The sequence below is a fragment of the Alkalibacterium sp. m-11 genome (genome assembly GCF_054658155.1).
On record NZ_BAAGIR010000673.1, the window covers coordinates 1 to 228 of the forward strand.

Annotated in this window: 1 pseudogene; it reads left to right on the forward strand. The window is 34.6% G+C overall.

What is annotated here, in order from left to right:
- Nucleotides 1–107: 107 nt before the first annotated feature.
- Nucleotides 108–228 (forward strand): annotated as a pseudogene (locus ACYQ2O_RS13870) (IS21-like element ISCbo2 family helper ATPase IstB); the annotation flags it as partial.

Here is a 228-nt window from a genome sequence, read left to right on the forward strand (position 1 = left end):
GGTTCAGATACTTAAATCAGATGTCATGAGCCACAAAGAAGAAGATGACATCCAAGAACATATTAAACGAAGTTTAAAGCAATATGATTTACTGGAGGTGCCTTCGAATGAGCAGTAACTATCAAAAGCTATTAAATAATCTAGAGGCCTTGAATTTAAAACATATGAGAGAATATGTGCCAAACTATGTTGAAATTGCCAATCGGGATGAGCTTTCTTTAACAGAAG